This is a genomic window from Agrobacterium sp. SORGH_AS_0440 (genome assembly GCF_031453135.1).
GTDB classification, from domain to species: domain Bacteria; phylum Pseudomonadota; class Alphaproteobacteria; order Rhizobiales; family Rhizobiaceae; genus Agrobacterium; species Agrobacterium pusense.
In genome coordinates this window covers 126,871-153,692 of sequence record NZ_JAVIYR010000003.1, presented here as the reverse complement: position 1 = coordinate 153,692, position 26,822 = coordinate 126,871, and the positions used below count along the sequence as shown (strand labels likewise).

Below are 26,822 nucleotides of genomic sequence, written 5' to 3'. Positions count from 1 at the left end.
ATCGAGGCATGACGCTCGTATGAGCCGGACTGGCTCAAAGAATTGCATTTCGCCATTCGCTCGGCGTTAGTCCCGTGTGACGTTTAAATGCGACGCTGAATGCGGTCAGCGTCGCATAGCCCAGTTGTCCCGCAACGTCTGTTATCAGCACGCGCGGGTCTCGAAGCATTCCCATCGCTTGCTCCAGCCGCCTCTCCCGCAGCCACTCATGCGGGCTCACCCCCGTACTTTTCTTGAATGCCCGGCAAAAATGGAACCGCGACAGGTTCGCTTCGGCGGCGAGCGCCCCGAGTGAGAAGTCGAGTTCGTCGTCAGATGCCAGCCGTTCAAGGACTGTTCGCAACACGTGCGGAGCAAGGCCGCCCGAGGCTCTCCCCGGATCTTCGGCCGCATGATCGGGACCCTTTAGAAGATGAACCGCGATCAGTGACGTGATCTGCTGGCGATAAAGCGCCTCCAGGAAGGAGGGATTGTCCGGCGATCCAAGCGATTTTTCCAGGAGCGCCGCCAGGAACGCGTCGGGTCGGGCCGTGATCTCGATCAGCTGGCGAGTAGATCCCGGACACTCCTGCGCGATGTGATCGAGCAGTTGGGGTGCCATATAGAGCTGGACGATATCCATCGGACCATGGATGTCCCAACGGGAACTGGAGCCAGCGGGTATGACGGTGATGGTGCCTCTACGCCCCATGGCGGAGCGGTGGTCTCTCCCGGAGACGCGTTCGAGGCGTTGCATCGCGCCGAGATAGGTCATTACGACATGGTCGGACATCGGCTTTACGACATCGTGAAACGGTTGATGTTTCCAGCGGGCTAAACGGGTCTCGAAAGGGTCATGAATATTAAGGGATTCAATCGGCGGGGTTCGCAGCACTCGCTCCATTTCCTTGTCCGCTGGAACTCCCGACACAGATTGGCCGGCGTAACTGCTCGTCGCCTCACCAGTCTCTGATTGACGGAAATTTGTCCTTAGGCGAACCACGTGCGCGTCCTTCTATCGGCTCCATGTCGAGAACGAGAAAGAACGATACGGGACAGCGCGCCGATGAGGTATCATCCAACAGCCTAGGTTCATCTCGGCGATCGTGGAGCGAGGCTATCCGGATACGAAGAGAGCTTCCCCCATTGCACGAGGTGTCCCATGTCCAATGGTGTCAGAATTGGCGTTTGCTATATGAACAGTGATATCCATTGAGATGACTGTCTGGCGCGGGGAGGCGGCGCCAGATCGCGCACCGCCTCCCGACAGTTCAGCTTTTGACAAAAGCGAGGAGGTCCGTGTTAATCAGTTGCGAGTGCGTTGTGCACATTCCATGGGGCAGACCTTCGTAAACCCTCAGGGTAGAGCGCTTCAGCAGTTTGGCGGACAGCGGAGCGGAATTGGCGAGAGGAACGATCTGGTCGTCGCCTCCATGCATAATAATTGTCGGGACAGTGATTGTTTTCAGATCCTGCGTGAAGTCGGTTTCCGAAAATGCCTTGATGCCGAGGTAGTGCGCATTCGCGGCGCCCATCATCCCCTGCCGCCACCAGTTTTGGATGATAGCATCAACGGGTTTAACGCCGTCTCTGTTGAATCCATAAAACGGGCCACTCGACAGATCAAAGTAGAACTGGGACCGATTGGCGGCAAGCTGGGCACGAAGGTCGTCAAAAGCCTCTATCGGAAGGCCTCCGGGGTTATTGCTCGTCTTGACCATTATCGGCGGTACAGCACCGATGAGAGCCAACTTCGCCACCCGACCCTGAGGCTGCCCATGTCTGGCGACGTAATGGGCGGCTTCGCCGCCGCCAGTGGAGTGACCGATGTGGATCGCGTTGCGAAGATCGAGATGCATTGCGAGCGCGGCGACGTCCGCAGCGTAATGGTCCATGTCGTGGCCGGCGCCGGTTTGGCTCGATCGTCCGTGGCCACGCCGGTCATGTGCAATCACACGATATCCCTTGCCGAGGAAGAACAGCATCTGCGCATCCCAATCGTCAGCGGAAAGCGGCCACCCGTGGTGGAAGACCAGCGGCTGACCGCCCCTGGGACCCCAGTCCTTATAAAAAATCTCGACGCCATCGGCTGTGGTCACATAATTCATTTGACGATTTCTGCCTTCGATTGCGGCGGCTGCAACGTCAACTGTCTTTGCAATTGCCGGGGCCGGCGCGGTTGCAACCAGCGGCGCGGACAGGCCCAGCAGCAGCAAGTTACGACGAAAAGGTACTGGAGGCGCAACAAGAGCGTCGTGGCAGGGTGTTCGAGTGGTGCGAAGGGTGTCATGCATGGCCATCTCCATTTGTGAGGCTGTTTACGGAGACGTTTTTAGGCGAGACAAGAATGACGCGACCTTGCCGGATTGCTGTGTGTGTTGCTTGATTGCGGAATTTGCAGCGAAAACACTCCAGCATCCGATCGCCTACGGCCCTCGCTGCCCAGGTTTCGTTCCACGGCTGTAAGGGAGCTTGGCAAAATTGCCCAAGATTCGGGTAGGACCGGTTGACGACTCGGCTTTTGACGAATTGGTGGACCTTCATCATCAGTCAAGGCGGGATGCCGCGTGGCGCGGTATCAATGACAATCTTTAGGCAAAGGAACAGGGCAGGTTTCCTGCCTGACGTTCGGCTAAACGCGTATAGCCATTCATACGGGTCGCTCGCATGTGCACTACAGCAAGAGCTGGAATCAGAACTCACCGGCGACGCCTTAGCGGGCCGATGGCTCTTAACTTGCTTCTTGTAGATATCCCGCGGGGTGTGAAAGCAGGCGCGCGCTCACAAGCGGTCGACCGTGCATTCAAAAAAAACGCCGCCCTGCGATGCGGCAGGACGGCAGGGAATCGTTATGACAGCTGTTGATCAGTAGTCCCAGGGCGCCGGCACCCAACGATACAGCTTTTCAGAAGGTGCGACCCGTCCCAGGGATGGAAATGGCAAGTGTGTCGACACAAGCCAGGACCCCGTTCCGGCCAGTTCCGCCATAAGCCGAAGGCGGACATTTGTAGCCTCCTCGGGGTCATGCTCAAATCCATTATGCCATTCAGGATGGTCAAAGGAGACAGGGAACAATGCGTCTCCTCCAAACATTAGTTTTTCGCCATTCGAAGAGATACGCACCACGCTGTGGCCCGGAGTGTGGCCGCCGGTTTTCGTGGCCACGACACCAGGCGCGATCATTGTCTCGTGTTCGAAGGTCATCAGGTTATCTGCGTAGACCGAAAGAAATTCTCTTGAGGCACTGCGCGCAAGCTCCGCAAGATCCGGCGGCATCGCAGTGCGCGAAAAGTCAGGGTTCGTCCAAAACGCGGCTTCCGCCGCGGACAGATGAACGCGAACGTCTCGTGCAAGGCGATCCCTCACACCTTGTACGAGAAGGCCGCCAACGTGATCGAAGTGCATGTGCGTCAGCACCACATCGGTCACCGATGCCAGATCGACGCCCGCCGCTTCAAGTCGCGCAACAAACTGGCCTGCCCGAGGAAAGCTGGGGTACTCTTCGCCTAAACCGCTATCGATGAGTATTGTCTGATCGCCGCTACGGACGACAACGGCGTTCAAGGCCCAGTCGAAAGCGTCGTGATCGAGAAAGCGCTCATCAAGCCAGGCATTACGGGTTTTTGGGTCCGCGTTCGTGGCCATGGACTCTGCAGGCGGCGTCAGAATGCCGTCGCTTATGATGATCACCTCGATGTCGCCAACGTTAACAACATACCGGGACGGGACTATCTCGTCTCGCGCGGTCCTAAGGTTCTTGTTGAGTATGGAATTCATTCTTTGCTCCGGTAACGGGAAGATAAATGGAAGGCTTGCGTCGCGTTCTGGACTCTGCAAGCCGCCGTCATTTTAGTCTTCCCCAAAGGAGCGTGTGAGCTCGACATGGGTATCGTTGCCTACCACCAAAGCGCTACTCGGTTTCAAGCTTGGTGATGCTGTCCGGCATTTTTCAAGGAGAAAAACCGTGGTTACTGTGCTTCTGACGTCCCCTGTTATACAGCCAGCGGGAGGGGATCGGCCTTTGGTGCCCACGCAAATTGCAGTTCAGTAGAATGCGATGCCCGGCCCGTCGGCCTGCGTTGGAAGTTATCGCGTCCGCGCACTTAGGGCATTCGTCCGCCAACCCGCCGTATCACAACCTCTCGCGGCGGATGGTCTGGTTTGTCACGGCTTCCCCGCCAGAGACATGTCGGGCCGCCACCGACAGCTATTGAGGACATTGAAAACCGCATACACCGCGGCACTCTGTGCGCGACTGCCCGTTCCTGCTGCTGAACCACAGGTCGACATCAGACGGCTACCATCGGGTCTGAAGGCGGAAGAACGCCGGTTGCGGGTCCGGCAGAAACGTCGCTGGTGCGCTGGCACTGCGGATTGTCCTTGGCACTAACTGGCGCTGATGGGTTTCGCGCCAGCAGTTTTGTCAGATGAGGCCCTCTGCAGCCATAGCTGCACCAACGTTGGGACGCCTCTTTAGCATGTCCCGATACTCGACGAGATGCGTCTCCACATCGAGCGAATAACGTTCTGCCCACAACAGCATCACAAACAGATAGAAGTCCGCGACAGTGGGATTGTCTCCAAAAAGAAACTCGCCTTTGAAGTTCCGCGACAGGAAACCGAACCTCGGTCGCAACGATGCCTCGGCACGCTCAACCTCCTCGGCACCTCGATGAGACCAGAGGGATTCGAAGCCCTGATGCAACTCCGATGAGATGAATGCGAGGGTCTCGAGCAGCCGTGTTCTTCCAAGCGGTCCGCCAACGCCCAGGCTTGGATACATTGCGGCGACCCAGTCGAGAATTGCGACATTCTCGCTGATAACGTCTCCGCTGTCCAAGACCAGCGCTGGTACGTACCCTTTCGCGTTGATCTGCCTGAAGTTTTCACCAGACGACGTCATTTTGGTTTGAAGATCAACGCGCTCGATCTGGAAATCGGCACCCGCTTCTCGGAGAGCTATATGGTCTGAAAGGCTGCATGCCCCGGGGTAGTAGTATAGTTTCAAGCGAACACTCCGCTTCGATATTAAAAGGAGCGACTCTCAAACTGGTTTGGCCGCTCCTGCACCTCGGAGACTATTGTGCCCGCCACGGTCTGGTAATTAGCCCGAAGGTTAGAGTGATGTAGTCCTGGTGTATGTACGACAGGGCAGGGAGATGGTTACGCTGCGCAGTGCGTGCTTCCCGCGATCGTCTACGGCAAACCAAGCGGGCTAGATCCCGGTGGGGCAAGACGCTTAAAGGGACTCGCTTCATCCCGCCGATCGCGCCGGCATTCTGACGTGAACCTTTTCCTCGGACGATAAGGAAGGCTTGTTGTTTCGCGATGAATGATGCCGCTGACACGCGCACAGGGAAGATCAGAACGGCACTGCAGGGAATATTGCTGCGGCGACGACGAAAACCAATGGCTCCCGAAGCGATCATGCGGTGCTTCAGTCACGACACCCCGAAAGTCAACTCCAACCGGGCGGTTCGGCCCGTCATAGAAAAATATCGACACGACCATCTCCCGGTTTGTCGATACACTACCTTTGCAGCGCAATTTCTAACGTCTCGGGTCCGAGGGCATTTTCGAGGGCTTTCACCCCGTTCTTGGGTAACCTCAGAAGTCCGTTGACCATGCCCTCTTTCCAGGCATCTCCCCTATCCCACGCTTCCTCCCATGCATCGGCCAGTTCGTCATTATGGCGCGTCTCAACCAAGGCTTGGAAGAGCAAAGCGGCCTGTGAGAGGTCTTTGTCTGCCTTCAGGCGTCCAAGAGCGTCCGATCGCCTTCGAGACGATATGATCAGCTTGTGGACAGCGTACCTCTCCGGGGCTGGGACAAGTACGTTTACGCCTTCGCGGAAGAGAAGCACCGTGCGGACGGGCTCGTAGATCAGGTAATCAAGGAATCGCAGGTTTTCCGCCGAAGCGCCACCGAGTGCAGGCATAGGCGACGGCTTACCTGTGTATTCCTCCGATCCCCGATTTCCAGTCAGGAACTCAACGCGGTAGCCCCTGGCATTCTGGAAGGCTACGATTTTGGCCCGGTCCGCCTGGTGCGGCACTGCTCGAAAATCGGGATCGACTGACTGAAGAACCTCCAGGATCGGCGGCAGGCTGTCTTTTACCTCGGCCGAAATGGCGAAGTCCTGCGCGAAATCAGCGTCGCCTGTCTGCATAACCGCCGATGGCAGGCGAACGCCGAGCATCCCGGCATAGGTGCTGAATGCCACCGACCCGATAAGAACAGCGCGCAACCGGAACAATCCAGCATCGGCCAAGGCCCGCGTGACAGCGCCCGCAAATGGGTCTGGTCCGGGCAGGCCGGAACGACGCAGAGTGCTGACCATGCGTCTGCGCTCCCGAATGTTGTCCTTGATCTCCTTGTGGGCCTTCACCCGTGCTGTAATCGCCTCGTCGGAGTGCGGGCCGACATATCTTCGTTTGTCCTTGCCTTCAGGAGTGGGGAGGTCGAAATACCAGTAGTCGCGATCTTTGACGGTTACAGTCACGAACCATCCCTCTAAGGGAAAGTCCGCCACAAATTGGGCGTCGAGCGTTCGTTGGGTCAACTCCGCAAACATTGTGCGGTAGCTGATATCAATCTCTCTCAGCATTGTTTCCTCTCGTGCCCGGAAATGCAGTTATAAGGATTTGCCAAAAACTTATAACGACGCGGACGCGTGTCAAGGTTATAAGTGTTTGCCAGAAACTTATAACGCCAGCGCTACCCTCAAGACGAACAGTCGTACGCTTTTCCAGCAACATTGCGCGGTTTGATCTGAGAGGAGACAATGCCAGTCCGGCTTAGAGCGCGAACTCCTTGCCGCCGGGGTGGCGGCTTTGGCGCGGGCGTATTTGCAAGGTCGTGAATATTGGCTGTCGATGAGGAAAGATTGCGACAACGGGACCGGCCCCGTGGATGCCGATGGAGAGCGCCTTTCGCTCCGGTACGCTGATCAGACCATCGGCCACCTACACCATAGTCTGGTATCGCACTCCCGCTCAGCGGGGCATAACTTCTTCATCGATGAGCAACGGCTGGCCCAATGAGCGATCGATTGGATCGCGCAGCTTTGCGTTTAACCCGGATCCCGTCGCAGGGCGTTGAAGGACGAGAAAAGAGTTCTCAACAACTGGGATACTCTCATTGGTATGATGATGTAGAGCGAGCATGAGCGGATGCAACCACAATGTCACAGTCCGGTCCGTCACTCCGAGGACACTCGGTTGCGAGGAGTGCCTAAAGGAGAACATGGAGTGGTTCCACTTGCGGATCTGCCGTCAATGCGGCCACGTAGGCTGCTGTGATCAGTCGGTCGGCAAGCATGCGACCTTGCACTTTCATCAGACCGGGCACCCCATCATAGAAGGTTACGATCCTCCTGAAGGCTGGGGCTGGTGCTATATCGACGAGGTATTCGTGGATCTGCCGGACCAGACGCCCCAACGCGGCCCGATTCCCCGCTATTACTGAGATTGGAACAGGTATGACCGTCGCAGGCTCACGTGAACACCAGATGTTTCCGGCACTCGATCCGCAACAGATCGCGGCGGCAAGACGTTTCGCTAATGACGAACCGAGGTACTTTCTGCCCGGAGAGATGATTTTCAATGTCGGGGAGAAGCACGCACCCGCGTGGGTGGTGCTCGAGGGATCGATTGAGGTTCTGCGCCAAGACGGCCTGTCCTCCGATGTTCCTGTAACCCGCCATACAACGGGGCAATTTTCCGGAGAGGTCAGCCAGCTATCGGGCAGGCCATCCCTTGCGAGTGGGCGTGCCGGTGCGGAAGGGTGCATGGCCGTTTCATTCGACGCCCCGCACCTTAGAGCTCTGATCGTCGGGACGGCCGATATCGGAGAGATCGTGATGCGGGCCTTTATACTTCGGCGCGTCGCCCTGATAGATCAGGGCGGTGCCGGTTCTGTACTGATAGGTCAACCGGGCAGTGCCGACTTTATCCGCCTTCAAGGCTTTCTGGCGCGAAGCGGATATCCGTATGTCGCGCTTGACGCTGAAACCGACGGACAAGGCCGCGATCTTGTCCATCGACTGGGCATCTTGAGAGAAGAACTGCCGATGATGGTGTGCCCCGGCGGAGCCATTCTGAAGAATCCGACAGACAACGAGGCCGCAGTTTGTCTGGGCGTCGCACAGGAGATCGTTTCCGGTGCCGTTTATGACGTTGCGATCATCGGCGCCGGCCCGGCCGGCCTGGCGGCCGCCGTCTACGCGGCCTCCGAAGGTTTGAGTGTCCTGGCGCTTGACGAACGATCCGCAGGCGGCCAGGCGGGAGCGTCCGCACGGATCGAAAACTACCTTGGCTTCCCTGCGGGGATTTCCGGGCAAGATCTTGCGACGCGTGCCTTCAACCAGGCGATAAAATTCGGGGTCGAGGTTGCTTTCCCCATCCCCGTTAATGAGCTGCGGGTTGTCCAATCATCATGGGGAACCGGTTCAATATTGCGGCTGGTTCTCGATGGCGAACGGGGCGTCGATGCGCGAACCGTGGTGATCGCGTGCGGGGCGCGTTATCGCCGCCCGCAGTTGGCAAATCTCGCCGAATTCGAAGGGTAGGGTGTCTCCTATTGGGCGTCTCCTATCGAGGCAAAACTATGCGAAGGTGAAGAGGTCGTACTCGTCGGAGGGGGGAACTCGGCGGGGCAGGCGATTGTCTTCCTTGCTCCCAAGGTCCGGCAGCTCCATGTTGTTGTCCGAAGACCCCTCAAAGATACGATGTCCAGCTATCTTATTGACCGTATCGGGGCGCTGTCCAATGTCGAAATCCATGTCGACAGCGAGATTGTTGCCCTCGAGGGAGACCGCTCGACTGGTCTGAGCGGGGCCGTGATGCGACACCGTCAATCCGGTGGTGAGCGAACCTTCAGGGTCCGGCATCTTTTCCTGTTCATTGGCGCTGATCCGAACACGTCATGGTTACGCTCCGGTGTGGACGTCGACGACAAAGGATTCATTCTGACGGGGAGAGCTTCTTCTGTGCGCACATCCGTTCTTCCACTTGAGACGAGTGTTCAAAACGTGTTTGCGATTGGTGACGTCAGGGCAGGGTCCACCAAGCGTGTCGCCGCCGCCGTGGGCGAGGGTGCTGCCGTAGTCTCTCAGATTCATGAGTGCCTTGGGCGGCAGCCCGGTTGAATTAACCCGGATCAATCCGTCCGGCACACTGAAGACTGATGACGTCAGACGGTTGCTTCGTTTCCTCCCTTGTCGTTGATCCGTGGGCCGCCGCGACAACACGCTTGCATCGCGCGGTGTCCTCTCCGGCCATATTCAAGAGGTTCTCAATTCTGTGTGCGGACAAAACCTGCCTTTCGCTTCGCCCGGTCTGTCCGTGGACCCAGGCAAACTCCAGCCATTTTCTGATCGCGGTGGTGCAACCGGCCATTTTTTGTTGAGCCTCCAAGCTTGATAAAGGATATATCGTGCTCCCGTAAAACGGCGACGAAGAGACTTCGCATCTGCCTGTTCCCGGGGCCATCGGCAGAGGTAAGCGCATTACCCAAATTCCGCAGCCCCGATATCATATTCCTCAATGCGAATGAGACTGCGCATTCAGGTTTGCGAGCATTGTTGCAAATTGTGAAATAAACTCGACACTATTCAATCAATTGTTGATGGGCGGCTCTCACGTCAATATCGCGTCTGTCAGACGAACACAGCGTCGGCTGAAGTTTTCAGAACGAAATCGTAGGACGCGAGATGACCACGAATATCACATCTATCACACGCCGGAACGTGTTGCTGACCGCAGGTACGGCCGTTGCCGTTACAGCGATGTCTCCCGTTTTCGGCTTCGCGGCCAATAGTGATTCCGCCACTACCGCCACCGAAGGAACCAAGAGCATGAGCACAGTAACAACCAGGGACGGAACCGAAATCTTCTATAAGGACTGGGGCCCAAAGGATGCCCAGCCGATCGTTTTCCACCATGGCTGGCCGCTCTCGTCCGATGATTGGGACGCGCAGATGCTGTTCTTCGTTTCCAAGGGCTTTCGTGTTGTCGCCCATGACCGCCGTGGTCATGGCCGTTCCGCCCAGGTTGCCGATGGTCACGACATGGACCACTACGCCGCCGACGCCTTTGCGGTCGTTGAAGCGCTCGATCTGAAGAATGCCGTCCATATCGGCCATTCCACCGGCGGCGGCGAAGTTGCGCGTTATGTCGCCAAGCATGGCGAACCCGCCGGCCGTGTCGCCAAGGCTGTTCTTGTTTCCGCCGTGCCGCCGCTGATGCTGAAGACCGAAGCCAATCCGGAAGGCCTGCCGATGGAGGTTTTCGACGGCTTCCGCTCAGCCCTTGCCGCAAACCGTGCGCAGTTCTTCCGCGACGTGCCGGCCGGCCCGTTCTACGGTTTCAGCCGCGATGGCGCTACCGTGCATGAAGGCGTGATCCAGAACTGGTGGCGTCAGGGAATGATGGGTGGTGCAAAGGCCCATTACGACGGCATCAAGGCCTTCTCGGAAACCGACCAGACCGATGACCTGAAGAATATCAGCGTTCCGACGCTTGTTCTGCACGGTGAAGACGACCAGATCGTTCCGATCGCCGACTCCGCTCACAAGTCGGTGAAGCTGCTGAAAAACGGCACGCTGAAGACCTATCCCGGCTTCTCACATGGCATGCTCACCGTCAATGCCGATGTGCTGAACGCCGATCTCCTGGCCTTCATCCGGTCCTAAACGACATCGCGGCAACTTGCCGTTTCCCCATACCCGCGGTCTCCCAAATTCAGATATCAATACGCGCGGAAAGCGCCACTTCACGATTGGAACTAATCATGTCGACCACCAAATCTCTTAGGAAAATCGTAAACCACGGCGTGGCCTGGGAGCAGGCTTTCGGATACGCGCAGGCCGTCCAGATCAAGGACACGATCTATATCTCGGGACAGCTCAGCCACGATGGCGATGGAAAGCTCGTGGCGCCCGCCACCCTTGACGCCGGAGGCCGGCCAGTCGACTTCACGCAGATGGAAGACCAGATCCGTCAGACTTACCTTAATGCCGGGAAACTGCTCGCCGAATTCGGCGCCTCTCTCAATGACGTTGTGGAAGAGACACTTTTTGTTCTCGACATCCCGAGCGCGTTCGCAGCCGGAGCCAAGGTCCGCAAGGAGATGTACGGTACAGATACGCCGCCGGTAGCAAGCAACCTGATCGGAGTGGGCGCGCTGGCCTTCCCTGAACAGATCGTGGAGATCACGTTCCGCGCGGCTGTCGACGTCCCGCCCGCGTCATAAAGGCAGCCGCCGCTCCAGACGCCACCGGTGAATTCGGCGGCGAACATCTTAGGACAGGTTTTTCGAATGCCGAGAACGTCTTCCGTCAAAACACGATCGTCAGCAAGCTTGCATCTGACCTCGGAACTCGTTGCCAAGGCGTTCAGAGTCGTCGAAGAAGAAGGCCCGGAGCCAGACTGGACACCAATTTCGCCCGAACAACTCGACGAACTTGTCCAGCGGGCAGAGAAGCAAGCTGGTGAAGAGGAAATCTGGATATTCGCCTATGGCTCACTGATGTGGAACCCCGGATTTGAAGTGGCGGGCATGGAAAACGCCGTCGTCCACGGTTGGCATCGTGCGTTCTCGCTAAGAATCGAACGGCTTCGTGCCACCTCGGACGCGCCGGGTCTGATGCTCGCCCTTCAGCCAGGGGGAAGCTGTTCCGGCGTGGTTCTCAAGCTTCCATGTGCAACAAAGAAACGAGATCTCCGGAACCTTCTTGCGCGCGAAATCCGGTATGCTGAGGTGTCTGACATGGTACGTTGGGTCACGGTCAAGACGCCGGCGGGCGCCCGTCGCGTACTAACGTTCTGGGCAAGCCCGAAGCAGTCGCCGCTGACATACAAGGTACCTCTCAATGAGGCCGCCGCGCTGATCGCCCAAGCGTGTGGACCGGCAGGGTCCTGCGCGGAATATTTGCATCGCACGGTTCTTGATCTCTCGGAGCGCAACATTTTCGATCGAAATCTCTGGCAGTTGCAAAAACTTGTCGCGGAAAGGCTTCAAGCTCTTCCGCGACATGCTCATCCCGCATGACCATATATGCCGCCCGTTTCTTGAAGCGTTTTGAGCAGGCGATACTGTGGAGCTGGATAGTAGATAGTAGAAGGTCAAAAATAAAACCAACGGCCAGTCCGTGAAAGGCATCAACAAGGGACCGCCCGCCTATGTCACTTTGATCACGTCAGCAATTAATGCCGGCGGGTAAATTAAGCGCGCGTTTTTACGCCTGTTGCTTGATTAAATGAAATACGCCCTGATTAAATAAAGACTGTCGGCCGCAAGCCGTGTCAGCATGTTCTGCTGTCGACGACGTCTTTCGTTGCAGGCCAGAGTTCGGTTTTCGTCAAGGCGCCTACACGCACCAATGGTTTCAAACGGCGTCGTTACAGTGAAGCCGAGAAAAGAAAGAAATCTGTGTTTCTGCCGCGAAAGCACCGCCACTGGCGCACTACCGACGGACGCGGTGGGCGAGTGCCAGAAGCGCATGAAAAGGTCAGAAGGCCGGTTGCCGTACGGCTCACGTTCTCCTCGCTGGTGTCAGAAGCTGCTCATTACGCGCCCTCCGTTCACGTTTGAAGCTCCGAAGACGACATCGATCTCAGCGCCGAAAAAAGGTATCGTTCGGTGAGCTCAAGCCCCGCATTCCTCGCGATTTTTATAGCGGATGTTATTTGCGATTCCAGATGACCCGTCTCGAGTTTCGTCTCAGCGGTCTGCTCAATGAGTACGACCCCGGAATAGATTGAAGGAAGATTGTCCAGGTCTCGAGAGCAGGAGCCCATACTCAGAAGAGATTTTCGACGTCCGCTGGGACACTCGATTGCATACGGCGAGACGAGTGGTTCACCCCCCAGAATGACTTCATGAATTCTAGCGGCCAGCCGTGGCCGATCTTCCTCCACGATACGTTCAAGAATAAACTCAACTGGAACACCGCGCGCGAGTTCTCCTTCGTCGATTTCATATATCTGTGCAAAAGCCTTGTCAGCAGTCAGGCTGTTTTCTCGGAGACACCATGAATAAAAGCCCGCGCCCTTCATCAGAACCTGGGCAACTTGCATATGCGGTTGCTTCATGGATTTGTACCCCCATCCATCGGCGGCACCTTGCAACACATTTATTTTCCGGGCAATGGTGCCGGGCACCAATCTCCAAACCCGTCCATCGCCTTTGGGCTCCATGTCGCCCGCCCAGCCACCTGGTTGCAGGCAAGTTCCGCGAAGGGTTTACGGTGGCGGTGAGAACCGCGGCGTTTTGACCGATGTTTCCTGATTAGCGGAAATCGGGCCTGCCGCCTCCATTTTCCTGTTGCTCCAGAGAGTGAAAAGCGTCCGCAATATCTTGTATGCCGACCTCACGCGGCCAGCATTTACTCAACAGATCAAGCAGCCCACAGCGTGTCAGTGCTGTCCAGCAACGATTTGTATCAGGGCTTAGGAACCTGCTGGTCGGATGGAATGGTCCCATCTGGCGTCAGTTCATCGACAGCTTGCGGTAGATCCTTGCTAAGACGCGCCAATATCTCTTCACGCGACAGACGTGTCTTCGCGGCCAATTCATCGAGGACCTCCGGCCCGATCGCCTCTGAGAGTTCGTCGGCGTTGATGTCGTCGTTTGCCCCTGGCTTGATCCAGGATTCCGCCTTCTGCCCGAAGCCGTTTTGTTGGAACGTCTTGAGAAGGTCGCTCAGACCACCGCTTAAAATCCCTCCTGAGGTGAGCCCGTCGAAAATGGATCCGATGCCGCCGGAGTCCCTGCCGCCACCGAGCTTGCCGAGTAGGTCGCCGCCGCCCGACCGCGGTGAGGCCGATCCTTCATCCCGGTTGGCTTCGGCGGACTGCTGCGCGTTCAACCCCCTCAGAAATTCCGCGATTTTCTCCCTATTCTGATAGCCTGCTACCGCAAGTACACCCAGCAATGCTTTCAGTTGGCCGCTCACCATGATTTTTCTCCTTGTTTTCCTGGGCCCCGAGAAAACATGGCGACGTGGCCCTCTCGCAAAAACAAAACGACTCGTCGGCAATGAGGTTCCATGAGGTCAATGGATGGAGACTGGCAGCCGCTTCTTCTGATAAACGCGCTAATGAACGGGCTGGGAGGGAGAGAAACGGATGTCCGATAGCGGCGCCATGCGGGTGGCGCCCCTAAGAGCAAGCTACCTTCCGCTCATGTCGTTCACTTCGTTCGGCGAGGTCGAGACGCCATAAGATTTTCGCCTAACTTGGATCGTCCGGCAATGACGGCAGTCCTGCACCATGCCCGGGTCGAGCGGAGGCTTTCGGGATCTTAAATGCAGGCGCGGGGAAATTTTTCATCATCGACAGGAGAGCGGCCGCGCGAAATTAGTGTCGTTCCAGGCCGCGGCTGGCCTGGTGCGATTTTGAGGATGTGCCCGCATTTTGCGCGTCATGATGAACCCATTTGAAGAACGGGTAGATGGGCATGAAAATGACAAGCAGGGTGAGGATTGAAACGAGCATCGGAATTGGACGTTAGTGACGAAAAATCCGACCTGAATCTGTGTATACCTGCGCGACGCAATGTCACGATCGCAGTTAGAGTTTATTAATTGTGCCAGGGGCGAGCGTTACTTCGCTGTCCCAACTTGCGAACCAATTTGTCTGCGCTGCAATCACTGTCATCAGCATGGCCGCAAATATTGTAGACAAGGTGACGATCATGAAAAGTTTCGGAAAATGTCAGTGTCTACGACGCGGGCGGGCGGACGCTGTACAAGCCGCGCCACATTATAATTGACGGTAATTATTAAAACTTGGTTTGCAATATTCCTTGCGTGAACGGACGGTACCGAAAGGGGATCCGGGCGAAATTGCAAGGTTTGCATGCCGAGAGACATCACGAAGGGGCAAGTGGCACTTACGGCCGACTGCTGTTCCGCTTACGAATTCTGCATACTAATTAGAGCGGGTGGAATGAAATCTCTGCCGCAGACCGTTGAATTAATTGCGGCAATTTTCTGGTGTACGAGATCTTTATCAAAGGTGGTATCGGGCGTCACTAGAGGGGCGCCACCGTGGCGCCCCTCCTGAAACTCTCACATACCATTGCCGCGATAGCGAAGCCGTTCCTGTTCGATCTGTTCGGCCTCGTAGGGCGACAGCGTTTCGTCGAAACGCGTCCATCCTTGCTTCTCGTACGCGGCGCGACGTTCTGTCGGATCGACCCAATTCGAGCGTTTGAGAATGGCTTCAGCCTCCGGCGCCAAGGCGTCATCTACCTTTGCGGTGACGAGGGTGCCACCCCGGCGGACGCCTTCCGCGTAGAAGTGGGCATCTCGTTCCGGGACGCCGGAGCTCGTCAGTGCGCCAATAATCCCGCCAGCGGCCCCACCTGCAACCGCACCGGCTGCCGCGCCCGCTGCAGTCGCTGCAAGCCAGCCAGCTGCAACGACCGGACCGACGCCCGGAATGGCCATCAAGCCAAGGCCGGTGAGCAGGCCGCCCGCGCCGCCGACGACCGCACCGATCCCCGCACCAGTTCCGGCCCCTTCTGCGGCATTCGACTCTTCGTGCCGCCGATCGCCGTTATTGGAAACGATACTGATATCGCTGGATGGTACGCCCTGAGCTTCGAGTTCACTGACGGCGGAACTTGCGTCTGCGTAATCGTCAAAAAGTCCGGTAACAGTTCTCATAACATCCTCCTAGAGGTTACTTGGCAACAACATTGCCCTGATAATCGAGAGCGATCGAAACAGTTTTGCCGTCCTTCATGCCGGTGGCATTCCAAACGCCCCTGTCGTCTTTCTTAAGATCCTTCAACCCCGTATAACCCGCTTTTTCGATCCGATCCTTTGCCTGGTCCTCAGTAAAACTGTTGGCGCCCTCCACCGGGGCCGTCGGGTTTTTCGTGTCGGGGGTCGCAATTGCCGGCGTGTTTCCGTCGCTGTTGGCCGCGGGCGCACCTTGAGCATGTGCTGTAAGGGCCGAGACACAAATGAAGGCGGCGGTGAGAACAGTGTTTTTCATGGTTTTCTCCCTAGCTCGGATCGCGTAGATTGATCCGCCTGATTAACCCTTTGATGTTGTTTTGGTTCCAGCATCGGCCGACACGCGCCTTCTTGGCATGCCGTTACAAGATCCGGTCGGTGCGGCAATTGACAACGGCGAGGATGTTTCCTCTCGCGCTGGGGGGCGTCCATCGTCGGCCGTGAGGGTGAAACGTCGCCTGGGTTCAAAGGCGACTCGGAATTCAGAAGTTTCCTTCAGTCGAATTTAACGGATGGGGAGGGGATTTCGAAAGTCCTTAGCGCGCATGGCTGCACGGGTGGTGTGGGTCGAAGACGGCGGCCTGCTGACGCTGGTCCTGGACAGCGAGATCGCGGCTCTTCGACAGGTTCGCCACGCTGTGTCCGACGCGGATATTCGCGCGTTTCCGCAGGCCTGCGCGACAGTCGTCGGATTTTGGTCTTCAGCGGACATTTTGCGGCGCTCTCATCCCTTGTTGCGCTTCGCCTCAATCGTTCCGGCTACGAAGCGATCGATCTGGCGAACCGGATGCACCAGCTCGTCTGATCGGCGGCCAATAAATGTGATGACCTCATTCGTGTCGAGAAAATGCGAGATCACGGAATACAGCATCAAGCTTCGGCCGGTGCTGCGGACCTGGCTGGTCGCGCCCGTCTTTCATAAAAACGTCGCTCTCGCCGCGCGCCATCGCTGCTACCAGAGAGTTCCAGGCCTCGGCACGCTCAACATGGGGACGCAAGATCAGTGCATCGCCCTCTTGCGTAATGTCCACACGATCGACGTGGACACGCAATTCTTTCTGCAGGCGAATCCACTGGGAGTTACCGGACTGAAATACGCGGGTGACATGGGGCATGGTTCGCTCCCTTCAGTTTTACCGCTTCTATAAAAATCATATGTCCGCGACTTAACCTAGCAACCTGCCTGTAACCGACAGAGCGTAAGAAACGCGCAAGAGCAGGCCGCCGCAATGAGCGAGGCCAAGGCTCGCCCTAGACTTGACTGGTATCGCCGTCCGCCAGTTGAGCAAGGCCCGGGAGATCGCATACGAGAAGTTTCTGCCGGCCGCCCTGTACCAGGCCCTTGCTCTCCCAGCTGGACAGGATGCGAGAAACGGTGTGGAGCGTGGTGCCGGTCATTTCCGCTATATCCTGCCGCGAGATAGGGAAGTCGATTCGAATACCGTCCACCTCCTTGCGCCCTGCCTGTTGCGAAAGGCGCAGTACGGCGTGCGCTACCCGACGCTCAACCTCCTGCGTCGACATTTCGCGGATGCGCGTATGGGCTTCCTCAAGACGTTGGCCAATGGTCTGCATGGCGGAGACGGCAAGGTGGGGGTTCTGCTCGACGAAGTGCGGCCAGAGGTCCGTCTGCCAGGAAAGGATCACGCTTTCGGCGGCCGTGGTCGCGGTACCGGGATAATCGGACCGCTGCAGCGCCCGTGCGAAACCGAAGAGATCACCGGGATGCACCACACGAACGATGATTTGCTGGCCATCGTGCGTGACCTGCGTCACCTTCAGGCGGCCATGAATGAGCAGGAAGAAATGCTTGGCTGGCTGGCCCTGCTCGAAGATGGCTTCGCCCGGCGGCACCAGCCGAGATGTGGCGTGCGTCAGCAGTCCGTCCAGCTCATCGTCGGCCATCCTGGCAAACAAGGCCAGCGACCGGATGACGCTTCGGTCAATCTTCACTTGCACCCTCTCCGGTTAACTGGCACCGCGCGCTCCCCGCCAGGAGAAACATGATGCGAGCGTTCTGTATTCTCACGACACAGCTCTACCCATCGGGCGAAGAAGAACAAATGATATAAATCAACTGGATGTTTTAAGCGACGACTATCACGTAGCCAGACCGGCTGCCCGAAGCTTTTCGACAAGCGGAGCATACCAGCGCGTATCCTTCACCAGCCGGAAGCCGAGATTGTCAGGCGGTACTCCGACAGCGCAGCCTCCGCTCTTCGGGTTTTTGACGAAGGCGCTCATGGCCGCCCGGTGTTTTCCCGACGCGACCGGGATACCGCAGGAGGCAACGCTATCGATCGCCTCACCATCCTTGCCGAGCGTCACGCGGTGGCTGCAGCTCGATGTCCATTCCCAGACGTTGCCCCCGAAATCGGCAAGGCCATATTCGTTTTCGCCAAAGCTGCCATAGGATTGCGGAACCGGGTTGCCCGAGGCTTTACGGCTGGTCTGCCGCTCGTAATCGGCCAGCCAACGCAAGGCCGGGTTTTCGCTGTCCGCGCCGACACCCAGCATCTCATCCGGAAAACGCGACCCGGCGGCGAAAGCCAGTTCAGCGTCGCTCGGCAGGCGCCAGACCTCGCCTGTCCGCTCACTCAGCCACGTCGCATAAGCGCGGGCGTCATCCTGGCTGATTCCGGTTGCCGGTATCTCGCCGCCGATCGGAGCGGCAAAGCCGGGTTCCGGCTGCTGACAGCCGCCTTCCGCTACGCAGCGCGCATAATCGCCGCTCGATACCTGATATTTCATGATCGTCAGATTTTGCCGCATCGCAACGTCGACCACCGGGCCATCGACGGCATAGCCATTGCGGAAATATTCGCCCTGCGCCCGGTAGGTGAAATGTCCTGCGGGCACCGTAACGACCTGTGGAGCCATCATGGCCGCGCGGTCACCATTGCCGCTGCGGATGATCCCGGACTGGAAACCGATGGCCGTTCCCAAAAGCGTTGCAATCGAGAGCGGGAGAAGAAGCGAGACGGCGTTTGGGAAGTGGCTGTTGCGGGGAATGCCCATGGGAACCTGCCTGCGTCGAGAAGACGCCAAATTCGGGCCTGCGTTCAGGCGCGGAGAGCAGAACCTTGAGCGCGCCCGCGGCTGTCGACGGGCGCGCTACCGTTTGTGTCAGATGCTCGACGGGGCGAGCACCGCCTGCATCAAGCTGTTGTTCCACTCGCCCGTCACCTTGAAATGGGCGGCCGCGCCCAGTTCGAAGGCTTCTATAAGGTTGTGATTGACATAGGCGTAGATGCCGGGCTGCTCGAAGGTATAGAAGGCCGCGCCCGCTGTTCCGCCGGGGATGAACCAGGTTTCCTGGTCGAGATCCGGCGGGTTGCGGAATTTACCCGTTGCCCAGACATAATCGCCATGGCCGCCGATAAGGTGCGGGCGGGTATCGCGATTGGCCTGCGAATGCACGATCAGCACCTTTTCACCCACGGCGGCCTGAAGGGCGTGTTCTCCCGTTAGCGCGCCAACCGCACCGTTGAAGACGATGTGACTCGGTGTCAGCTTGCGCATCACCTCCAGCGTGTCGGCCATGGCGTCGCCGGCGCTTTCATATTTTTTGAAATTGCCGTTCTCGTCGCGCGGGATGTAGAAGTCCTGCTCGCCGACATAATAGATCTTGTCATAAACAAGCTCCTTGCCGTGGCCATCCGTCAGGCCCTCACGCGGCAGTACCATGATCGCGCCATTCATACCCGATGTGACGTGCCACGGCACCATGCCGGGAGGTGCGCAGTGATAGACGAAGACGCCGGCCTTGGTGGCCTTGAAGCGCAGGATCGCCTTTTCACCGGGGTTGACGATGGTGAGCCCGCCGCCGCCGAGCGCGCCGGTGGCCGAGTGGAAATCGATGTTGTGCTGTAGCTCATTGGTATCGGGGTTGATGAGGGTCAGTTCGACATAGTCGTCCTGGTGCACCACCATCAGAGGCCCCGGAACCGAACCGTTGAAGGTCATGGCGTGGACCTCGGTGCCCTTGTCGTCGAGGATCATCTTCTGCTCTTTGATCGTGAGCGTGAACTCGACGATCTTCGGTCCGCCTTCGGCTTTCTGCGTGTGAGCATGCACGAAGGGCGGCTTGACGAGATCAACTTTTACGCGAGGTAGTACTCCAATCTCCGCCTTCGTCAATGGCTTGGCCGCAGCCTTTTTTTCCTCTGCCGCGCTCGCTGTCGATGGCATGATGACGGGAGCCAAAGCCCCTGCAAATGCCGCGCCTGCGAGAATATTACGCCGTGTGATGTGGAAGGTTTCCGTCATCATATTTCTCCTGTCCCTCTTGGGGCAGAGCATGCTTCGCTCTGTCACAGCATTTGTAGTGGAGGTACGGAAATACAATTTGAGATGGAGCAAACTGCGCGTCGGGCCACCTGCGACATTTTGGCAGGCGGTTACGGCTTCATGCGGACGGGTAGCACCTCCTCTTTGCCTGTTCGCAAAGAAGCGAGACGGGATTGCGTCTAGACATATGTCAAGACCAAATGAGGAGCATTACAATGAGTGGCAGCCAAACCGTTCCCACCCAGGGGCGCAGCCGGCCAAAGGGCGGCATTCCAAGGGGGCTGGCACGCACCGGCCCGGTTGTCTTTTCTTATGGCTTCCGGCCGTTTTTTCTCGGTGGCGCCCTTTGGGCCATTGTGGCGATGATGTTGTGGATCGCAGCACTTTCCGGCTTCATTGACCTTGGCGGAGATTACGGCGCGCCGAACTGGCATGCCCATGAGATGCTGTTCGGTTTCGCTTCAGCGGTGCTGGCCGGCTTTCTCTTGACGGCTGTGCCCAACTGGACGGGGCGGCTGCCCGTATCGGGCAAACCGCTGGTCTGGCTGTTTGCGCTGTGGTGCGCGGGCCGGATCTTCCTGCTCGTGCCAGACACGGTGGGTGTGGTCACCGCCGCAACCGTTGACGGACTTTTCCTGCCGGCACTTCTCACGATCTGCGCGCGCGAGGTCATTGCAGGGCGCAAGTGGAAGGACCTCAAAGTGCTGGGTGGGCTATTGGCGCTTTCCGTCGCCAACATCGTTTTCCATTTGGCGGCGGTTGAAGGCGACCTGAGCCAGATGGCGACCCGTCTTGCCGTCTCAGCCTACACCGTGCTCGTCATTATCGTCGGCGGCCGGATCGTGCCGAGTTTCACTCGCAACTGGCTGAACCGTTTCGGCCGCACGGATTTTCCTGTGCCCTATAACGGCTTCGACACCGCCGCCATCCTCACCGGCGTTGCGGCGCTGGCCACCTGGACAATGGAACCCGAGAGCATGCTGGCCGTGACAACGGCGCTTCTGGCGGCTTGCATGCATGCGGTGCGGCTCATCCGCTGGCGCGGCTGGACGACATGGCCGGACCAGGTGCTGGTGGTGCTGCATGCGGCCTATGCCTTCATCCCCGCCGGTTTCATCGCCATCGCGCTGGCGGCTCTCGATGTCATGGATACACGCTCGGTCCTGCATGTCTTCACCGTCGGCGTCATCGGCTGCATGATGCTTGCGGTGATGACCAGAGCGAGCCTCGGCCATACCGGACGAAAGCTCGCGGCTAGCAAAGTCACTATTGCCGCTTATGTGGCGCTGATCGCCTGCGCACTGCTGAGGCCGGCAGCCGAGTTCTTCCCCGGCGCGATGATGCGTCTCTACGCCTGCTCGGCGCTTCTCTGGATCGTGAGTTTCGGTCTGTTCTGCTTCGAGTACGGGCCAATCCTGATGCGCGAGCGCAAACCGCTCAAAGCCTAGAAGGCCTGCTTGCCATACCGCCAAAACAAAACGCCCCTGAAGCAATTTCAGGGGCGTTTCGTTTTCCGGGAGTTTGACTTCTGGTTCAATGCGCACCGGCACCGGCGCGGATGAAGATGCGAAACGCCGTACGCGCCTCGTCGAAATTTCCGGCCCATTGATGACCCCGGGCCAGAAGCTCCGGGTAGAGGAAGGTCGGTTCCTGCGGCATCAGCAAGAAGATCACGGAACCTAGGGGAAGACGGTCAAGTGCGGCAAGCGTACGGGTCGTTTGACCCCCGGTCGCCTCATCGCTCAGATCGAGATAGACGACCGGGTCGGGCCATATCTGCGGCTCCTCCGCGTTGCCCGCAAGCGCGGGCGACACGGAAATCTGCTCGGCTTCACTGGATCGCGGCGTGAACAGCACCTCCCAGTCGCCGCCGCCGATTTCCCGGACCTGATGGTTGAAACCGCGTTCCGCCATCACCTTGAACAGTGGACTGGGCCGGAAGGTGGCGTATAATCGCAGCGCCTCACCGGGCGCAAGCCCTGCCACGGCTTCCATGATGGCCGGAAAAGGCTCGCCGCCGCGCAGCAAAAGCGGCCGGACATCGAGTTCCCTGATCATTTCCGTCATTGCATCACCTCATCTGTCGGCTGGCGGCGGCGGGGCCGTCCGCCAGAGGAATTTTCACCATGCCGCAGGCGCTCGGGTCAATGTTCGGATCCGCAGCAGCATTCGCAGCCGGAGATATCGTCTTCCGAACCTTCGGCCTGTTCTTCCAGCCGGCCGATATCGAGACGCCAGACGTCCGGACCCTGTTCGAGATATTCCCAGCCGAACTGGCCGGGGAAATTGGTGGCGAGTTGGTAAAGCAGTGGACGGGGATCGTGATCGCTGGTGATCTGTAGCGATTGACCCTCGGTCAACGCGCCAAGTGCACCGAAAATGCGCGGATGGCGTTCGCGATGCGGAATGATGCGCACATCGATATTGGTCGCACTTTGGGCTTCGGACATAGGCTGGCTCCGTGGCCGCGGATGGAATGATGCCCGGCGGTGCGGCTGGCCGGCGGACTGGAAAAACCTATCCGCCTTGGCGTTGGGAGACATTGTCGCCGCGCAAACAAACCTGAGACTCGTCAGGTCCGTCTGCGTGACATGCGTCATCCGGCAAGGCTGCGATAGATTGCCGGCAGCGCCGATGGCAGCTTCGCTATCCTGCTGACGATGGCATAACCGTTCTGGCCGAACATTGCTGGAATATAGGATTGCGCCTTGCTGTCGACGGTCACGCCGAAGACGCTTACGCCCGAACGTCTGGCCTCGGAGACCGCACGGCGGCTGTCCTCGATGGCGAAGCGGCCCTCATAGTGGTCGACATCGTTCGGCTTCCCGTCCGTTAGCAGCAGAAGCAGCTTGCGGCGCTCCGGCCTTTCATGCAGCTTGGCGCTGGCATGGCGGATGGCGGGGCCGATACGGGTGTAAAAGCCGGGCTTCAGCGCCGCGATGCGACGCTCGACGGTGTGGCCCATCGGCTCATCGAAATCTTTCACCGTTTCCACCCGCACCCACGAACGGCGGCGGGAGGTGAAGGTCATGATGGAGTGACTGTCGCCACAGGCGGAAAGCCCGTGGGCAAGCACCACCAGGGCTTCCTTTTCCACGTCCAGCACCCGGCGATTGTCGAACCACGCATCGGTGGACAAGGACACATCGACGAGGATCATTACGGCAAGATCATGCGCCTGTGGGCGGCTTGCCATATGAATGCGGTCGCTGCCCTGTCCTCCGGCGGCGATGTCGCTTCTCGCGCGCACCACGGCGTCAAGATCGAGATCATTGCCGTCAAGCTGGGCGCGCAGCATCTCGTGGCGTGGCCGCAGCACCTCGAATTGCCGCCTGATCCGACGGATGAGGCTCTTGGTGTCCGGGTCGGGTTCCGATGCCGTTTCGGCGTCTTTCGCCGGACCGGCGATGACCCGGCAATGATCGGCGAGATAGGTACCGCTGCGATAATCCCATTCGGGATAGGTCAGCTCCGCTGTCAGCGGGGTATGGTTCAATGCTTCGGGCGGCAGGTCCAGATCGAAGCGGAAGCGGGCGGAAGGCCGTCCCTTTCTCTCGCCCAGCGTCATGTCATCCAGTTCGTCGGCTGCGCTGCCGTCGGCATCGTCGCTATCGTCACCGGGACGATCGACATTGACCATCTCCGCCATGGCGAGGATTTTTTCGAAACGGTTGAGGATGAAGGGGCTGCGTTCGGTCTGGCGGTTCTCAGTTTTTTCGCGCACGGCGATATGACGGGCGGCCTCCGCACTCTGCGGCGCTGCATTGGAGGCCGGCTGGTCCTCGCCGTGCCGGGCCTCGGATGTCTCGCGCAGCAGCGTATCCGGCCACAGCGGCACCGGCAGCATCGGCAGGTAGCGTGGCGGCGCTTTGGCCAGAAAGCCGGCGGGTGGCTCATGTCCCTCTATCCCTGCCGCATCGGCCAGCATGGAAAGCACCCGTTGTTCCACCTGCTGTTCGGCCTGCGGCAGTGGCCGCTTTTGCCGCACCGCGAGCATGGCGGCGCATAGCCGGCGATAGCGGGTCTTCATGCCGGGAAAGGTACGGGTTACGGTCTTGGCCAGCTCCGCGGCGCGGTCGAGCCGGGCAAGATCGTTGCGCAGCGGATCGGCAGCCACGACCGGTTTAAGCGGCATCATCGCCATGGCGGCGGCGAGCCAGAGATAAAGATCGCGGTTGAGGCACCGGTCGGGAAACAGATCGAGCATCGGCGGCAGCATCAGCGTGGCATGATCGCGTCCGGGTTGGGCGAGCTTCTCTTCGCCAAGGCCCATGCGCTGGCGCAGCCTCAACCGGTGGCTGGAAGTGCGCGCGCGGGCGGGAGCGATCTGCACCGCGTGTTCACCGCCAAAACCGCGGAAACAAATGGCCAGCACGGCCTGCATATCTTCCAGCTTCACGGCGTGATCCGGAAAGCGCAACCATGTGCCGGTATCGCCGATCAGCCTGTGCCAGGCGCGGCCGACGGTTTCTTCCAGTTCCAGAAAGTCCAGCATGGTTTATCCTCATGGCATCAGGCCGGAATGCGAGGGCCTCGCCGCGCATTCCGATACGGATAAAAATGCGCCCTATCGAATGATCGCATCCGCAACTTCATGCAGCGCGGCCTTCACGTCAGGCTCGTCGGTCAGCGGCTCGATCATCGCCGCGCGCACGGCCTGACGGGCGGGAAGGCCGGTATCGATGAGGCTGGCGCAATAAACGAGCAGGCGGGTGGAGACGCCTTCTTCCAGATCGTGACCTTTCAGGCCGCGCAACCGGTGGGCGAGATCGACGAGCGGCTCGACGTCGCGCGCATCGAGCCCGCTTTCATGCGAAACGACCGCAATCTCCTGCTCCTTCGGCAAAAAATCGAATTCAATGGCGACGAAGCGCTGGCGGGTGCTGGGTTTCAGGCTTTTCAGCAGGTTCTGGTAGCCGGGATTGTAGGATACGACGAGCATGAAACCCGAGGGCGCTTCCAGCACCTCGCCGGTGCGGTCCAGCGGCAGGATACGACGGTCGTCGGTGAGCGGATGCAGCACAACGGCCACATCCTTGCGCGCTTCCACAATCTCGTCGAGGTAACATATGCCGCCCTGACGCACGGATCGTGTCAGCGGGCCGTCCATCCACACGGTTTCACCGCCTTTCAGCAGGTAACGACCGGTCAGATCGGCGGCGGCAAGATCGTCGTGACATGAAACGGTCGAAAGCGGCAGGCCGAGTTTCGCCGCCATATGGCTGACGAAACGGGTCTTGCCGCAACCTGTCGGGCCTTTCAGCAGCAGCGGCAATTGCCGCACCCAGGCGCTTTCGAACAGCGTGCATTCATTGCCAAGCGGGGTATAGAACGGCGTGTCCGGCAAAGGCTGCAGCGGGGGGCGGAAAATCGTATTCATGGTCATCTCCATGGTTGGTGGTAAGGACCGGCTCTCGGGGGAAAAGGAGAGCCGGTCCGTTTCTCATTCGGCGGGCTGCACGAGGCGGGCGACGTCGCCCTGTTTCTGCTTGCCCGGCACCAGGACTGCCCAGATGAACATGACCGCCGAAATGAGAACTGCGAAACCGGAGCCGAGACGGATCCAGTAGAAGATCGCCAGCTGGTCCTGCACATCCATGAAGCTTTCGCCCATGACGCGCTGAAGCTGGATCTGCACCACGCCGGCAAAGGTCAGCGCGAAGGTCATGACCGACATGGCCGTGCACATCACCCAGAAGCTCGTCATCGAAAGCCACTGGTTGTAGGGCGCGCGGTTCTTCATTTCGGGGATGGCGTAGGCCATCATCGCAAGGTTCAGCATCACATAGGCGCCGAAGAAGGCGAGGTGGCCGTGCGCGGCGGTAAGCTGCGTGCCGTGGCTGTAATAGTTCACCGAAGACAACGTGTGCAGGAAACCCCAGACGCCGGCGCCGAAGAAGGCCATGACCGAGCAGCCGATCGACCACAGAAGCGCTGCGCGGTTCTCATGCTTGCGGCCGGCCTTCCAGGTCATAACGAAGGTGAAGATGACCATGGTGAAGAAGGGGGCCACTTCCAGCGTCGAGAAGAGCGAGCCGATCCATTGCCAATAACCGGGCGCGCCGATCCAGTAATAATGGTGGCCGGTGCCGAGAATGCCCGAAAAGAGGGCGAGGCCGACGATGACATAGAGCCATTTTTCCACCACTTCGCGGTCGATGCCGTTGAGCTTGATCATCAGGAAGGCGAGGATCGAGGCCATGATCAGTTCCCACACGCCTTCCACCCACAGATGGATGACGTACCACCAGTACATCTTGTCGAGCGCGAGGTTCATGGGGTTGTAGAAGGCGAAGAGGAAGAAGATCGCCAGACCCCAGAGGCCGAAGAGCAGGATGTTGATGACGGTGGTCTTGCGGCCCTTCAGCGCTGTCATGGTGATGTTGAACAGGAACATCAGGACGACAAGCACGATACCGACCTTGATGGCGAAAGGCTGTTCGAGGAATTCGCGGCCCTCATGGATGCGGAAGATATAACCGACCACGGCGACGGCGGCGGCCACCAGGAAGATCCAGAACTGCGAGATGGCGAGCTTGGGGCTGTAAAGCTCCGTTTCCGTTTCTTCCGGCAGAAGATAGAAGGTCGAACCCATGAAACCCATCAGCAGCCAAACCACAAGGGCATTGGTGTGGATCATGCGCACGATGTTAAAGGGAAGAAGCTCGGAAAGCGTATTGGGCAGCACGTAGATCGTCGCGGCGACGACGCCGAACAGGATCTGCGCCACGAACAGCCCGATTGCGCCGTAAAAATACAGCATGGCGACTTTTTGCGTCTGGTATTTCATCTCGTCATCTCCTTG

General features: G+C 58.6%; 24 protein-coding genes and 1 pseudogene. 7 read left to right on the top strand and 18 right to left on the bottom strand.

Annotated features, from left to right (window positions below):
• Positions 1-34: 34 nt before the first annotated feature.
• Both QE453_RS23570 and QE453_RS23565 read right to left on the bottom strand, forming a co-directional pair.
• Positions 35-883 carry an AraC family transcriptional regulator gene (locus QE453_RS23570; protein WP_309778328.1) on the bottom strand — a complete coding sequence of 283 codons (849 nt, stop codon included), beginning with the start codon at positions 881-883 and terminating at the stop codon, positions 35-37.
• 367 nt (positions 884-1,250) lie between these two features.
• Entirely contained in the window at positions 1,251-2,087 is an 837-nt protein-coding gene (locus QE453_RS23565; RefSeq protein ID WP_309778698.1) for an alpha/beta hydrolase, read from the bottom strand.
• 452 nt (positions 2,088-2,539) lie between these two features.
• On the opposite strand from QE453_RS23565, the gene QE453_RS25300 reads away from it, so the two are divergent.
• Positions 2,540-2,728 carry an alpha/beta hydrolase gene (locus QE453_RS25300; RefSeq protein ID WP_404977909.1) on the top strand — a complete coding sequence of 63 codons (189 nt, stop codon included), beginning with the start codon at positions 2,540-2,542 and terminating at the stop codon, positions 2,726-2,728.
• 116 nt (positions 2,729-2,844) lie between these two features.
• Here QE453_RS25300 and QE453_RS23560 read toward each other — a convergent pair whose 3' ends face one another.
• The 3 genes from QE453_RS23560 to QE453_RS23550 form a co-directional block, all read right to left on the bottom strand.
• Positions 2,845-3,756: an MBL fold metallo-hydrolase gene (locus tag QE453_RS23560; RefSeq protein WP_309778326.1), complete on the bottom strand. Its 912-nt coding sequence runs from the start codon at positions 3,754-3,756 to the stop codon at positions 2,845-2,847.
• A gap of 646 nt (positions 3,757-4,402) precedes the next feature.
• Positions 4,403-4,987, bottom strand: a complete 585-nt coding sequence (locus QE453_RS23555) for a glutathione S-transferase C-terminal domain-containing protein (protein WP_309778325.1) — start codon at positions 4,985-4,987, stop codon at positions 4,403-4,405.
• Between the two features lie 522 nt (positions 4,988-5,509).
• Entirely contained in the window at positions 5,510-6,586 is a 1,077-nt protein-coding gene (locus tag QE453_RS23550) for a GSU2403 family nucleotidyltransferase fold protein (RefSeq protein WP_115063311.1), read from the bottom strand.
• Between the two features lie 557 nt (positions 6,587-7,143).
• On the opposite strand from QE453_RS23550, the gene QE453_RS23545 reads away from it, so the two are divergent.
• The 5 genes and pseudogenes from QE453_RS23545 (at position 7,144) to QE453_RS23525 (ending at position 12,030) form a co-directional block, all read left to right on the top strand.
• On the top strand, positions 7,144-7,446 hold the full coding sequence (locus QE453_RS23545; RefSeq protein WP_309778323.1) for a UBP-type zinc finger domain-containing protein: 303 nt from the start codon (positions 7,144-7,146) through the stop codon (positions 7,444-7,446).
• A 13-nt stretch (positions 7,447-7,459) separates the two neighbouring features.
• A pseudogene (locus QE453_RS23540) lies at positions 7,460-9,127 on the top strand (FAD-dependent oxidoreductase).
• Between the two features lie 708 nt (positions 9,128-9,835).
• Positions 9,836-10,672, top strand: a complete 837-nt coding sequence (locus QE453_RS23535) for an alpha/beta fold hydrolase (RefSeq protein ID WP_404977904.1) — start codon at positions 9,836-9,838, stop codon at positions 10,670-10,672.
• A gap of 98 nt (positions 10,673-10,770) precedes the next feature.
• Positions 10,771-11,232: a RidA family protein gene (locus QE453_RS23530; RefSeq protein ID WP_309778320.1), complete on the top strand. Its 462-nt coding sequence runs from the start codon at positions 10,771-10,773 to the stop codon at positions 11,230-11,232.
• Positions 11,233-11,298: 66 nt separating this feature from the next.
• Positions 11,299-12,030 (top strand): gamma-glutamylcyclotransferase, encoded by a 732-nt coding sequence (locus QE453_RS23525; protein ID WP_309778319.1) that lies wholly within the window; start codon positions 11,299-11,301, stop codon positions 12,028-12,030.
• A gap of 533 nt (positions 12,031-12,563) precedes the next feature.
• Here QE453_RS23525 and QE453_RS23520 read toward each other — a convergent pair.
• The 8 genes from QE453_RS23520 to nirK form a co-directional block, all read right to left on the bottom strand.
• Positions 12,564-13,178 (bottom strand): hypothetical protein, encoded by a 615-nt coding sequence (locus QE453_RS23520; RefSeq protein ID WP_022557530.1) that lies wholly within the window; start codon positions 13,176-13,178, stop codon positions 12,564-12,566.
• A 245-nt stretch (positions 13,179-13,423) separates the two neighbouring features.
• The gene (locus QE453_RS23515; RefSeq protein WP_022557531.1) at positions 13,424-13,939 is read right to left on the bottom strand and encodes a YidB family protein; all 516 of its coding nucleotides are present in this window, start codon (positions 13,937-13,939) and stop codon (positions 13,424-13,426) included.
• 1,113 nt (positions 13,940-15,052) lie between these two features.
• Positions 15,053-15,652, bottom strand: a complete 600-nt coding sequence (locus tag QE453_RS23510) for a general stress protein (RefSeq protein WP_034499533.1) — start codon at positions 15,650-15,652, stop codon at positions 15,053-15,055.
• A gap of 16 nt (positions 15,653-15,668) precedes the next feature.
• A complete protein-coding gene (locus tag QE453_RS23505) occupies positions 15,669-15,986 on the bottom strand; it encodes a hypothetical protein (protein ID WP_022557534.1) in 318 nt (105 codons plus the stop codon).
• Between the two features lie 571 nt (positions 15,987-16,557).
• Entirely contained in the window at positions 16,558-16,842 is a 285-nt protein-coding gene (locus QE453_RS23500) for an AbrB/MazE/SpoVT family DNA-binding domain-containing protein (protein WP_309778317.1), read from the bottom strand.
• Positions 16,843-16,978: 136 nt separating this feature from the next.
• Positions 16,979-17,680, bottom strand: a complete 702-nt coding sequence (locus QE453_RS23495) for a Crp/Fnr family transcriptional regulator (RefSeq protein WP_003585377.1) — start codon at positions 17,678-17,680, stop codon at positions 16,979-16,981.
• Positions 17,681-17,827: 147 nt separating this feature from the next.
• Positions 17,828-18,745, bottom strand: coding sequence for a formylglycine-generating enzyme family protein (locus QE453_RS23490; RefSeq protein WP_309778315.1), 918 nt, complete (start codon positions 18,743-18,745; stop codon positions 17,828-17,830).
• 108 nt (positions 18,746-18,853) lie between these two features.
• Positions 18,854-19,996, bottom strand: coding sequence for a copper-containing nitrite reductase (gene nirK / locus QE453_RS23485; RefSeq protein ID WP_003585379.1), 1,143 nt, complete (start codon positions 19,994-19,996; stop codon positions 18,854-18,856).
• Positions 19,997-20,232: 236 nt separating this feature from the next.
• On the opposite strand from nirK, the gene QE453_RS23480 reads away from it, so the two are divergent.
• Positions 20,233-21,465, top strand: coding sequence for an NnrS family protein (locus tag QE453_RS23480; protein WP_309778313.1), 1,233 nt, complete (start codon positions 20,233-20,235; stop codon positions 21,463-21,465).
• Between the two features lie 85 nt (positions 21,466-21,550).
• Here QE453_RS23480 and QE453_RS23475 read toward each other — a convergent pair whose 3' ends face one another.
• From QE453_RS23475 to QE453_RS23455, 5 genes are all read right to left on the bottom strand, one after another.
• On the bottom strand, positions 21,551-22,084 hold the full coding sequence (locus tag QE453_RS23475; RefSeq protein WP_309778311.1) for a DUF2249 domain-containing protein: 534 nt from the start codon (positions 22,082-22,084) through the stop codon (positions 21,551-21,553).
• Between the two features lie 77 nt (positions 22,085-22,161).
• Positions 22,162-22,467 (bottom strand): DUF2249 domain-containing protein, encoded by a 306-nt coding sequence (locus QE453_RS23470; RefSeq protein ID WP_022557544.1) that lies wholly within the window; start codon positions 22,465-22,467, stop codon positions 22,162-22,164.
• 146 nt (positions 22,468-22,613) lie between these two features.
• Entirely contained in the window at positions 22,614-24,512 is a 1,899-nt protein-coding gene (locus tag QE453_RS23465; RefSeq protein ID WP_309778309.1) for a nitric oxide reductase activation protein NorD, read from the bottom strand.
• 72 nt (positions 24,513-24,584) lie between these two features.
• Complete coding sequence (locus QE453_RS23460; RefSeq protein WP_309778308.1) at positions 24,585-25,397, bottom strand: MoxR family ATPase; 813 nt, start codon at positions 25,395-25,397, stop codon at positions 24,585-24,587.
• 63 nt (positions 25,398-25,460) lie between these two features.
• Complete coding sequence (locus QE453_RS23455; protein WP_309778306.1) at positions 25,461-26,807, bottom strand: nitric-oxide reductase large subunit; 1,347 nt, start codon at positions 26,805-26,807, stop codon at positions 25,461-25,463.
• Positions 26,808-26,822: the final 15 nt, after the last annotated feature.

What these genes read in the sequence shown, in the direction of transcription:
- QE453_RS23455 (WP_309778306.1), bottom strand. Translation starts at nt 26,807, where the DNA reads ATGAAATACCAGACGCAAAAAGTCGCCATGCTGTATTTTTACGGCGCA.
- QE453_RS23530 (WP_309778320.1), top strand. Translation starts at nt 10,771, where the DNA reads ATGTCGACCACCAAATCTCTTAGGAAAATCGTAAACCACGGCGTGGCC.
- QE453_RS23515 (WP_022557531.1), bottom strand. Translation starts at nt 13,939, where the DNA reads ATGGTGAGCGGCCAACTGAAAGCATTGCTGGGTGTACTTGCGGTAGCA.
- QE453_RS23505 (WP_022557534.1), bottom strand. Translation starts at nt 15,986, where the DNA reads ATGAAAAACACTGTTCTCACCGCCGCCTTCATTTGTGTCTCGGCCCTT.
- QE453_RS23535 (WP_404977904.1), top strand. Translation starts at nt 9,836, where the DNA reads ATGAGCACAGTAACAACCAGGGACGGAACCGAAATCTTCTATAAGGAC.
- QE453_RS23570 (WP_309778328.1), bottom strand. Translation starts at nt 883, where the DNA reads ATGGAGCGAGTGCTGCGAACCCCGCCGATTGAATCCCTTAATATTCAT.
- QE453_RS23520 (WP_022557530.1), bottom strand. Translation starts at nt 13,178, where the DNA reads ATGGAGCCCAAAGGCGATGGACGGGTTTGGAGATTGGTGCCCGGCACC.
- QE453_RS23550 (WP_115063311.1), bottom strand. Translation starts at nt 6,586, where the DNA reads ATGCTGAGAGAGATTGATATCAGCTACCGCACAATGTTTGCGGAGTTG.
- QE453_RS25300 (WP_404977909.1), top strand. Translation starts at nt 2,540, where the DNA reads ATGCCGCGTGGCGCGGTATCAATGACAATCTTTAGGCAAAGGAACAGG.
- QE453_RS23470 (WP_022557544.1), bottom strand. Translation starts at nt 22,467, where the DNA reads ATGTCCGAAGCCCAAAGTGCGACCAATATCGATGTGCGCATCATTCCG.
- QE453_RS23480 (WP_309778313.1), top strand. Translation starts at nt 20,233, where the DNA reads ATGAGTGGCAGCCAAACCGTTCCCACCCAGGGGCGCAGCCGGCCAAAG.
- QE453_RS23565 (WP_309778698.1), bottom strand. Translation starts at nt 2,087, where the DNA reads ATGAATTATGTGACCACAGCCGATGGCGTCGAGATTTTTTATAAGGAC.
- QE453_RS23475 (WP_309778311.1), bottom strand. Translation starts at nt 22,084, where the DNA reads ATGACGGAAATGATCAGGGAACTCGATGTCCGGCCGCTTTTGCTGCGC.
- QE453_RS23525 (WP_309778319.1), top strand. Translation starts at nt 11,299, where the DNA reads ATGCCGAGAACGTCTTCCGTCAAAACACGATCGTCAGCAAGCTTGCAT.
- QE453_RS23465 (WP_309778309.1), bottom strand. Translation starts at nt 24,512, where the DNA reads ATGCTGGACTTTCTGGAACTGGAAGAAACCGTCGGCCGCGCCTGGCAC.
- nirK (WP_003585379.1), bottom strand. Translation starts at nt 19,996, where the DNA reads ATGACGGAAACCTTCCACATCACACGGCGTAATATTCTCGCAGGCGCG.
- QE453_RS23500 (WP_309778317.1), bottom strand. Translation starts at nt 16,842, where the DNA reads ATGCCCCATGTCACCCGCGTATTTCAGTCCGGTAACTCCCAGTGGATT.
- QE453_RS23560 (WP_309778326.1), bottom strand. Translation starts at nt 3,756, where the DNA reads ATGAATTCCATACTCAACAAGAACCTTAGGACCGCGCGAGACGAGATA.
- QE453_RS23460 (WP_309778308.1), bottom strand. Translation starts at nt 25,397, where the DNA reads ATGAATACGATTTTCCGCCCCCCGCTGCAGCCTTTGCCGGACACGCCG.
- QE453_RS23490 (WP_309778315.1), bottom strand. Translation starts at nt 18,745, where the DNA reads ATGGGCATTCCCCGCAACAGCCACTTCCCAAACGCCGTCTCGCTTCTT.
- QE453_RS23545 (WP_309778323.1), top strand. Translation starts at nt 7,144, where the DNA reads ATGAGCGGATGCAACCACAATGTCACAGTCCGGTCCGTCACTCCGAGG.
- QE453_RS23510 (WP_034499533.1), bottom strand. Translation starts at nt 15,652, where the DNA reads ATGAGAACTGTTACCGGACTTTTTGACGATTACGCAGACGCAAGTTCC.